Raw genomic sequence first — 9,546 nt, forward strand, 5'->3', positions numbered from 1 at the left:
GGCGAGATCATCGCGCCCGGAATCGGATCCGATAACGATCAACGCGCCGGCGGCGAAGCCGCCAACCCTACAGCATCAGGCCATCAAGGCGCTCGCTTGAGCGCCGCCTTGATCCGGTCCAGCAGCTCCTGGTGGTGATAGGGCTTGGCCAGCACGTCCAGCCCTTCGCCGCGCCCGCCCTGTCCGGGCAGCTCGTCCATGTAGCCGGTGGTCACCAGCACCGGCAGCCCGGGCCGCTTCCGGCGCGCCTCGGCCACCAGCTGCAGGCCGTTCATCCCACCCGGCATGATCACGTCGGTGAACAGCAGGTCGACCTTGGCGCCGCCGTCGAGCAGGGCCAGGGCGCGCTCGCCGCTGGGCGCCGACAGCACCTGGTAGCCCGCCATGGACAGCATGCTCTCGGCCAGTTCGCGCACGTCGTCGTTGTCCTCCACCAGCAGGATGTGGCAGTCGCTGCCGCGCGGGAGCACCGGGGCCTGCTCGTCCGCCGCCTCGTCGCCGCCGGGATGGGCTTGCTCGCTCACGGGGAACACCATCCGCACCCGGGTGCCCTGGCCGGGCGCGCTCTCGATGTCGAGCTTGCCGTGCGACTGCTGCACGAAGCCGTGCACCATCGCCAGCCCCAGTCCGGTACCCGGACCCTTGGTGGTGAAGAACGGCTCGGTGGCACGGCGCCGCACGTCCTCGCTCATGCCTTCGCCCTCATCGTTCACGCAGATGCTGACGTAGTCGCCGTCTGGCAGCTTGAGGGCGCGCCGGCGTTCCGCGCCCAGGAGGGCGGTGCCGACCGTGACCACGCCGCCGTGCGGCATGGCGTCGCGGGCGTTGATCACCACGTTCAGCAGCGCCATCTCGAGGTAGACCGGGTCCACCGTGCAGGCGGGCAGGCCGGGCCGCAGGTCCAGACGCAGTTCGAGCTTGTCGCCCAGGGTACGCACCAGCATGTCGGAGAACTCGACCACCAGGCTGTTCAGGCTCAGGCTGCGCGGCTCCAGGCGCTGCTTGCGCGCGAAGCTGAGGAGCTGCTGGGTGAGCTTGCCGGCCTGCATGGTGGCGCGCTGGGCGCGCCGGATCGGTTCCAGCGCCCCGCTGCCGGCGCCGGCCCCGAGCGCGGCGACTTCGAGATTGCCGTTGATTACCTGCAACAGGTTGTTGAAGTCGTGCGCCATGCCGGCCGAGAGCTGGCCGATTGCCTCCAGCTTCTGCGACTGCAGGTAGGACTCGTGGTGCGAGCGGCGCTCGGTGATGTCCATCTGCGAGGCGAAGAAATGCAGCAGCTTGCCGTCCTGGTCGAAGACCGGCCCCAGGAACAGCGCATTCCAGAAGGGCGTGCCGTCGGCCTTGTAGTTCAGGATGTCGACGGCGACCGCGCGCTCTTCCGCGACCGCCTGGCGCACCTCGGCCACGGTGGCGCGGTCGGTGTCGGGCCCCTGCAGGAAGCGGCAGTTGCGGCCCAGGACGTCCTTTTCCTCGTAGCCGGTCAGGTCGAAGAAGGCGTTATTGGCGAACACGATCGGATTGTCGTCCAGGCGCGGATCGGTTACCACCATCGGCATGCGCGTCATTTCGACGGCGGCGAAGAAGACGTTGCCGCGTTCCTCCAGCCCGCCGTGCTCGACATAGCTGGCCTGCCAGTGCCTGATGCCGGGATTGCCGAGCGGATGGACCGCATTGCCTTCGATGTCGCCGGCAGCGGGTACGCCCATGCTCTGTCCGCCGCCCTGGACGTCCAACGGTTTCTTGAGCGTATCGTCTTTTTCCGGTCCGAGTACCATGAGGCGCATTCCTGGCGAGTGTTTGGCCTCACTCTAGCGGGTTTGGCCTGTGCGGCTCCGTTCGAGAGCGCACACAGGCCGGCGTGGCAAGGCGCTCAGCGTGCAGCCTGGACCGGCACCGGGGCCTGGGTCAGGGTGATGTCGCTGATGCCGATGCCGAGCTTGCGCACGTCGCCCGGGCTGCCCAGCTCGGCCGGCGAGATCGGACGCGGGATGTCGATCTCCAGGCTGCGCGCCTTGCCGTCGGTCTCGAAGTGCATGCTGATCTGGCGCATCTGCCAGCCGAGGCGGAACTCGCCCTGGTCGGCGCCGACCCGGATCTTGAAGGGAAGGGTCGCGTTGACGCCGAAGGCGCGCGCGTTCAGCACCACGCCCACGCGGCGCGGCAGCGGCTGGGCGAAATGGATCACGACCTTGCCGGCGTCGGACCAGCGTCCCCAGGGCTCCGCCACCGACAGGCCTTCGATGGCGCTGATGACCTTGCCGTCGACCGGCCCGGCCAGGCTGGCATGGGCGATCGCCGGTTCCGGCTCGGGCAGGCGCACCAGCGAATAGTACTGGTTGCCGCCCACCGTGGCGGCGGACACCGGCAGCGAGTACTGCCCGATGAGCAGCATCCAGCGCTGGGTCACCGGCATCTCGTATTCGGCGATCGGGGCGCCGGTCGGCAGCAGCAGCGGCACCGTGTCCGGGTGATCGAGGTGGAACTGGGCGCGCATGATGTGGCCCAGGTCGTCGCCGACCACCACCACCTTGCCGCGCTCGGCGTCCGGCACCAGCTCGCGCGCCAGCTTGCCGGCGCGGTCGCCCAAGCCCGGCGGGGCATGCGACACCAGGTAGCTTTCCACCCGCACCTGCGCCAGCAGCAGCGACAGCGGCAGGGCGGTCAGCACGAACAGGCCGGCCGCGGCCTGGCGCCGCGCCGCCCACAGCGCCAGCAGCAGCAGCTGGATGCCGACCAGGGCCATGCCGTAGTAGCTGTGCAGGTCGATGCCGGCGATGTCCGGCCCGTCGACCACGTTGAAGCGGTAGGTCGGCAGCTTGAGCAGGGCGAGCGCCAGCAGCGCCGCCATCAGCGCGGCCAGGACCCAGCGCAGCCGGGGCAGCAGGCTGCGGCGGTCCTCGGCGGCCGCCATGGCGACCAGCCACACCAGCGGGAACACGAAGCTGTAATAGCGCAGGTGCAGGCGCACGCCCTCGTGGTTGTCGGGGCCGGCCAGGGTGGCGGTATACATGACGGTCATGCCGGCCGCCGCGCCCAGCATCAGGAACACGTAGACCTGCAGCGGGTTGACGGCCCGGCCGCGCTCGCGCAGCACGTTGCTGCACATGCCGTGCAGCAGGATGGCCAGCGGCACGGCCATCAGGACCGCCAGCGCCTCCAGGTGGCCGCGGCCGTTGATGAAGGCGGGCGCCAGCAGGGCCAGGCGCGCGCTGGCGCTGCCCGAGTTGACCGCGCCCTGGTAGAAGGGGCCGAGCAGGCTCAGGCCGGCTTCTCCGGCCAGCAGCCAGCCGAGGCCGAACTTGGCGGCCACCGTCACCACGCCGGCCAGGGCGGCGGCGAGCAGGCCGCGCGGCAGCCAGGCGCCGCCCGCATGCCAGCTGGCGTAGACCAGGTAGAGGCACAGCGCGGGGATCAGGAACAGGGCGTGCACCTTCACCAGGCTCATCACGCCCAGCAAGACGCCGCCAGCCACGGCGATCGCGGCCCAGTGCCAGTGGGCCCGGGTCAGCACGATCCAGCTCAGCACGCAGAAGCCGAAGTAATAGGTGGCTTCCGGCATGAAGTAGGCGGTGTACACGTTCAGCGGCGCAAGGGTGGCCGCCAGGGCCAGCGTGAAGGACCAGGCCGGGCCCGTGTACTTGCGGGCGGTCAGGTAGAGGAAGGGGGCGGCGGCCAGGAAGAAGGCCAGGTTGCCGGCGCGGACGCAGTCGAGGAATTCCGGGCCGCAGGCCTTGCTGGCGCCGAAGATCCACAGGTAGAGGTAGGAGGGCACGATGGCCTCGGCCAGCGGCATCAGGCGCGCCATCTTGCTGTAGTACCACTCGTCGGCGAAGACGGTGGGATGCAGGCCGGCGCTGCGCTGGTACAGCCAGAAGCCGGCGCAGGCCAGGGCCAGCGCCAGCAGGGCCGGCCAGATGGCCGGCTTGCGGTCGAGGAGGGAAGAAGAAGTCATGCGATCAACCTTTGGTGGCCGGGAGGGCGGCCGCGCGCCACGCGGCGAGGGCGGCCGCCATGCGCTCCCAGGTAAAGAAACGGCGTTTTTCATAATACAGCGGTCCGGCGTGCGGGCGCTCGAGCAGGCGCTCGGGCGACACCGGCTGCAGCTGCTCGCCCCCGCGCGCGAGGTAGTGCAGCAGCACGAAGGGGAACAGGCCGAGCCAGGTGCCGCGCTGGGACGGGTAGGCCAGGCAGCGGCGCAGGTGGCCCAGGCGCGCGCGCCAGGGAATGGCGATGGCCGACACGGCGCCGTTCTCTGGCAGCGGCGCCAGCACGCGGAACAGCGGTCCCGGCAGGCCCTTGGCCTGGTACAGCGAAAACTGCCAGGTGCGGCCCAGCAGCCCGCGCCGCGCCGCCAGGCTGACCGCCAGCGCGTGCAGGGCGTCGTGGTCGTGGTGGCCGCCTTCCCAGGCCGGCAGGTGCAGGGCCTCGATGGCCGGGAAGCCGTCCAGCCAGCCGCCGATCCAACGCCCGGCGGCGTCCAGGTGCAGCGGCAGGCGCGCGTCGCCGATGCCCAGCGCCTGGCCCGCGAAGGCCACCTCGGCCGCGGGCACGCCCAGCCCGGCCAGGACCGCCAGCGATTCGGCGTTGCGCTGCTGTGCGCTGGCGCTGGCGGTCTGGCCGTCGGTCAGGTAGGCGCAGGCCACGCGCTGGCCGCGCCGGCGGCAGGCGGCGATGCGCTCGAACACCCCGAACTCGTCGTCCTGGTGCGCGAACAGGAACAGCGCGGCGGCGTCAGTAGGCATCGAAGTCGAGGAAGGTGAACTGAATGCGCGCCGGATCGAGCGCGCTCACGCGCGGCACGAAGGAGCGGTAGATCAGGTTCAGCGGCGACGGCCGCAAGCGCATCGGGATGCTGGCGTAGTTCCAGTAGCGGCTGGACGCGTCCGGCGCCAGGCCGATGAACAGGCGCAGCGGCGAGGGCGCGCGCCGGGTGGTGGTTCCGGCCTGCAGGTCCGCCTCGAACTCCGCCTCGAGTTCCGCATAGGCCGGCAGGGCCTGGCCGAAGGCGGCCGCGTGGAACTGCGCGCGCTTGCCGCTGCCGTGGCGCGCCACCGGATTGTGCGGGTTGGCGCAGCGCCAGGCCAGCGCCTCCGCGCTCCAGCTGCGCTCGAAGGACAGTTCGCGCGCCGGCGCCTTGGGGCCGTGGCGCAGCGCGCCCAGGCCGATCCGCGCTTCCAGCGGGCGCACCAGCTGGAAGCCCAGCTTGCGCACGAAGCCCGGCGTGCTGTTGGCGTTGGCCACGCCGTACACGCCGTCGAAGCCGGCCGCGATGCCGGCGTCGAAGGTCATCGCGGCCAGCCTGGTGAACAGGCCCTTGCCCTGGTAGTCCGGATGGGTGGCGGTGTTCAGCGACAGCAGCACCGGCGCCTCGCGGCCCTCGACCCAGGCGCGCGCCGGGATGCACACGTAGTGGGCGGCCAGGCGCTCGCCGTCCCAGGCGTCGAAGCCGACCGCGGCGCCGTCCGGATTGGCGACGTACAGCCAGGCCAGGTAGCCGGGCGTGAACTTGCCGCTGTCCGGGAAACAGGCCGTGAACAGGGCGCTGTAGCGGGCCAGGGTGTCGGGATCGTATTGAACGGGAGCGAAGCGCATCACTTGAAGATCCAGAATTTGCTGAGCAGGTAGCCGTTGACCGCCACCAGGGGCAGCGACAGGATCTTTCCAGCCAGCGGGTTGGCGACGAGGGAAGCGGCCAGCGCCACGCAGGCGATGGTCAGGAGGTAGTTCAGGCCCACCACGCACAGGTAGCGCGCGAAGTTGGCGGCCGAGGCGCCCTGCCCGAAGGTGACCCGGCTGTGGAAGGCGTAGTTGACCAGCAGGCCGGTGCCGAAGCCGGCGCTGGCCGCGGCCGTGTGGTGGACGCCGCCGGCCAGCAGCAGCTGCATGGTGCCGACGTCGACCCCGGCGCACAGCAGGCCGCCCAGCACGAAAATGGCAAACTGGCGCTGGCGCATCATGTCAATCATCGGTGCGGCCATTGCTGCGCTCATCGGCGCGCTCGTTGGCGTAATCCAGCTCGCGGCGCCTGAACAAGGTGCGCTTGTGCAGCGGGCGGCGCGGCACCGAGGCGATGTCGTAGGCGATGAAGGCCAGGATCAGCTGCACTCCCATGATCACCGGCAGGGCGGCCACCATCACGGTGCCGGCCGGGGTCTCGCTGCCGGCGCGCGCCGAGGTGATCCAGTGCGAGATACCGTAGCCGCTGCCGAACAGGGTCAGCAGCACGCCCAGCGGCAGCTCGAGCGAGGCCAGCGACATGTTGCGCAGGTAGTAGTTGTAAAACAGGCGCTTGAAGAAGTTGCGCACGTTCTTGGCCAGGAACTCGGTGATGACCTTGGACACCTTCAGGTTGCTCACCTCGTCGCCGTAGACCGCATCCATCGGCACGTCGATCGCCACCGCGCCCAGGGTGTTCAGGCGGAACAGCATGTCGCTTTCGAAGAAGTAGCGCTTGCTGATCTTGTCGAAGGGCAGGTAGCGCGCCGCGTCGGCGTGGATCGCGGTGTAGCCGTTGGTCGGATCGAACAGGTCCCAGTAGCCCGAGGACAGCTTGGTCATGAAGGACAGCATGGCGTTGCCGAACAGGCGCACCGGCGGCATGCTGCCCAGGCGTTCCAGGTTGAAGAAGCGGTTGCCCTTGGTGTAGTCGGCTTCGCCGGCCAGGATCGGCGCGACAAAGGTCGGGATCAGGCGCGCGTCCATCTGGCCGTCGCCGTCGATCTTGACGATGACGCGCGCGCCGTCGGCGATCGCCGCGCGGTAGCCGGTCATCACGGCCCCGCCCACGCCCTGGTTCTCGGCGTGTTCGAGCACGGTCACGCGCGGGTCGCTGCAGTTGGCGCGGACGAAGTCGCCGCTGTGTTCGGGGCAGCAGTCGTCCACCACGTAGATGCGGGTGACTTCCGGGCCGATGCCGGCGATCACCTCCAGGATGTGGCGGATCACGCGGTAACTCGGGATCACGACCGCGATCGCCGCACCAATGGACGGGGCGGCGGGGACGTTGATGGCTTGGGCTGCGGGTGCGTTCATGGCGTGGGTAGAGGTGGCGTGCCGGGCGCGCCTTGCGGCTGCGGCGGCGGGAACAGCAGGGCCGCCAGTTCGGCGGCATTGTCGGACCAGGTGCGCGAGGAGATGCCGGCGGATTGCGGCGCCTGGCCGGCCTCGCGCAGGCGCAGCCAGTCCAGCACGGCGGCGGCGAGCTGCGCGCCGCTGTCGCCGTGGAAGTAGTGGGCATGCTCGCCGGCGACCTCGCGGAACACCGGCAGGTCGCGCGCCAGCAGCGGCACGCCGTGGCGCGCCGCCTCGATCAGCGGCAGGCCGAAGCCCTCGCCCTCGCTGGCGAACAGCAGGCAGGCGCCGGCCGCGTAGACGCGGTCCAGGTATTCGTCGCTGATGCCGTGCAGGACATGCAGGCGGCGGCCCAGCTCGGGATGGCGGCGCAGGCGCGCCATCAGCGCCGGGATGCCGCGGCGCTGGCTGTCGGGCAGGCCTTTCCAGCCTTCGGCGCCCACGATCACCAGGTTCAGCGCGTGCCCTTGCGCCCACAGCTGCTCGAAGGCGTCGAGCGCCTGGGCGTGGCCCTTGCGCGGCTCGATGGTGCCGACCATCAGGAAGCTGGGCGCGGCCTTGAGGTTGGCCAGCACCTTCTCCGCATCGGGCGGCAGGCCGCTGCTCGGCTGCGAGGCATCCAGGTCGGCACCGTGGTGCAGCACCGCGAATTGCGGCGGCGCCGCGCGGCCCAGGGCCGGCAGCTCGGCGGCCAGCCAGGCGCGCGTCTCGTCGGCCACGGCGGCGCTGATGCAGACCAGGCAGTCGGCTTCCTTGCCGACCGCGCGCAGCCAGCCGGCGAACTCGCGCTCGGCCCCGGGCGGGAAGAATTCCGGGCGCAGCACCGGCAGGATGTCGTGCACCAGGAAGACGATCCGCACGCCGGCGCCCCGCCAGCGCGCGTACAGGCCGCCGGCTGCGGCTTCGGCGACCGCGCGCGGGAACACGTCGGGGCTGTAGAACACGTCGCCGGCCGAGACGTTCACTTCGTCGTCGTGCACGCCGTCGCCGACGGTGCCGACCAGCTCGTGCAGATAGCGGCGCGCGTAGCGGTAATGCCAGGCGCCGCCCTCGTCGCTCAGGTAGACCGGCAGCACCTGGTAGTCCTTGCCCTGGGCGCGCAGCAGTTCCAGCAGCTGGGCGCGCACCACGCGCTGGATGCCGGTCTTGAGGTCCTCGCGCACCATGGCCGAGACGTCCACCAGCAGCTGGGGCGCGACGCGGTCGGCCGCGACTTTGGTATAGATCTTGTCGTGGATGACGGCGTCCATCAGCTGCCGGGCGCTTTGCTGCCAGGTCAGCCAGGGCATGGCCGAGGAAGGCGGCGCCTTGCCGGCGGCGTGCAAGGCCAGCCACTGTTCGATGGCGGCGGCCAGGTCTTCCGGCGCGCGCCCGTCGAAATAGAAGGCGTGTTCGCCGGCCACTTCGCGGAACACCGGGATGCCGCGCGCGATCACCGGCAAGCCCTTCTGGGCCGCTTCGATCAGCGGCAGGCCGAAGCCCTCGCCCTCGGACGCGGCCAGCAGGGCCGAGCTGTGCTCGTACAGCTGCAGCAGCATCTCGTCGGACACGCCGTTGAACCAGAACAGCTGGCGCTCGCGCTGCGGATGCGACTGCAGGCGCTCGGCCAGGGCGTCGACCAGCCAGCCATTCTTGCCGACGATGACGAGGTTGAGCGCCACGCCCTTGGCCCACAGCAGTTCGCAGGCGGCCAGCGCCTGGGCCTGGCCCTTGCGCGGTTCGAGCGTGCCGACCATCAGCAGGGTCGGCGCCTGGCCGAGCGCCTGCATTGCCTGCGTGGCGTTCGCGGGCAGGCCGCGCGAAGGCGCGCTGGCGTCGATGTCGGCGCCCAGGTGGAAGGGAGCCAGCTTGAGCGGCGCCAGGCGGCGGTTGGGACGCTGGGCCAGCCAGGCGGCCAGCTCGTCCGCCACCGCGCGCGAGATCGTCACGATCCCGTCCGCCACCAGGGCGATGGTATCGATGAAGTCGCCGTAGTATTTCTCGGCGCCGAAGGGGAAGCAGTCGGGACGCAGCAGCGGCAGCAGGTCGTAGACCGTGAACCATACCGCCACGCCCTTGCGCCGCAGCGCCAGCAATTGCGGCTGGTTCTGGGTGGTCATGTTGGTGGCCAGGTCCAGGCCCAGGAACACGTCGCCGGCGCGCGCCTCGATCGGCGCGTCTTCCAGGGCCAGCGGCGGGGTGTCGAGCATGGCGCAGGTGAAGCGGCGCGCGTAGCGGTAGCTGCGGTTGCCGCCTTCGCTGTAGACCGGCTCGATGCGGTAGCCGGGCGGCGGCTCCTTGACCAGCGCCAGCACGATGCTGCGCACCACGCGCTGGATGCCGGTCTTGTGGTCGGCCTGGACCAGCGCCGAGATGTCGACCAGCAGCTGGCGCGGCGCGCAGGGCAGGGTGTTGGCGGCCATCATGCCGGCCGTTTCGATCAGCGCGGCCTCGTTGGGCGGGCGCGGCGTGCCGGGCGCGCTCAGGGCGGCCAGC

Annotated in this window: 7 protein-coding genes; all 7 read right to left on the minus strand. The window is 70.7% G+C overall.

Features of this window, described 5'->3' with window-relative positions:
- Window positions 1–83: 83 nt before the first annotated feature.
- Window positions 84–1,775 (minus strand): ATP-binding protein, encoded by a 1,692-nt coding sequence (locus tag KBW98_RS23060; RefSeq protein ID WP_211522508.1) that lies wholly within the window; start codon window positions 1,773–1,775, stop codon window positions 84–86.
- A gap of 95 nt (window positions 1,776–1,870) precedes the next feature.
- Window positions 1,871–3,952 carry a hypothetical protein gene (locus KBW98_RS23065; RefSeq protein ID WP_211522509.1) on the minus strand — a complete coding sequence of 694 codons (2,082 nt, stop codon included), beginning with the start codon at window positions 3,950–3,952 and terminating at the stop codon, window positions 1,871–1,873.
- Window positions 3,953–3,956: 4 nt separating this feature from the next.
- Window positions 3,957–4,742 carry a PIG-L deacetylase family protein gene (locus tag KBW98_RS23070; RefSeq protein ID WP_211522510.1) on the minus strand — a complete coding sequence of 262 codons (786 nt, stop codon included), beginning with the start codon at window positions 4,740–4,742 and terminating at the stop codon, window positions 3,957–3,959.
- On the minus strand, window positions 4,732–5,592 hold the full coding sequence (locus KBW98_RS23075; RefSeq protein ID WP_211522511.1) for a GNAT family N-acetyltransferase: 861 nt from the start codon (window positions 5,590–5,592) through the stop codon (window positions 4,732–4,734). Before KBW98_RS23075 ends, KBW98_RS23070 begins: the two co-directional genes overlap by 11 nt.
- Window positions 5,592–5,990, minus strand: coding sequence for a GtrA family protein (locus KBW98_RS23080; protein ID WP_229429378.1), 399 nt, complete (start codon window positions 5,988–5,990; stop codon window positions 5,592–5,594). The genes KBW98_RS23075 and KBW98_RS23080 overlap by 1 nt, the downstream gene beginning before the upstream one ends.
- Window positions 5,959–7,032, minus strand: coding sequence for a glycosyltransferase family 2 protein (locus tag KBW98_RS23085; protein ID WP_211522512.1), 1,074 nt, complete (start codon window positions 7,030–7,032; stop codon window positions 5,959–5,961). The genes KBW98_RS23080 and KBW98_RS23085 overlap by 32 nt, the downstream gene beginning before the upstream one ends.
- The coding region (locus tag KBW98_RS23090; protein WP_211522513.1) for a glycosyltransferase family 1 protein at window positions 7,029–9,546 on the minus strand (2,518 nt) is incomplete at its 5' end. The genes KBW98_RS23085 and KBW98_RS23090, both read right to left, overlap by 4 nt.

The sequence above is a fragment of the Massilia sp. ST3 genome (genome assembly GCF_018119405.1).
Lineage (GTDB): Bacteria > Pseudomonadota > Gammaproteobacteria > Burkholderiales > Burkholderiaceae_D > Telluria.

Excerpts from the sequence above, each read along its gene's own strand:
- KBW98_RS23065 (WP_211522509.1), bottom strand. The coding sequence starts at position 3,952 with ATGACTTCTTCTTCCCTCCTCGACCGCAAGCCGGCCATCTGGCCGGCC.
- KBW98_RS23075 (WP_211522511.1), bottom strand. The coding sequence starts at position 5,592 with ATGCGCTTCGCTCCCGTTCAATACGATCCCGACACCCTGGCCCGCTAC.
- KBW98_RS23070 (WP_211522510.1), bottom strand. The coding sequence starts at position 4,742 with ATGCCTACTGACGCCGCCGCGCTGTTCCTGTTCGCGCACCAGGACGAC.
- KBW98_RS23085 (WP_211522512.1), bottom strand. The coding sequence starts at position 7,032 with ATGAACGCACCCGCAGCCCAAGCCATCAACGTCCCCGCCGCCCCGTCC.
- KBW98_RS23080 (WP_229429378.1), bottom strand. The coding sequence starts at position 5,990 with ATGAGCGCAGCAATGGCCGCACCGATGATTGACATGATGCGCCAGCGC.
- KBW98_RS23060 (WP_211522508.1), bottom strand. The coding sequence starts at position 1,775 with ATGGTACTCGGACCGGAAAAAGACGATACGCTCAAGAAACCGTTGGAC.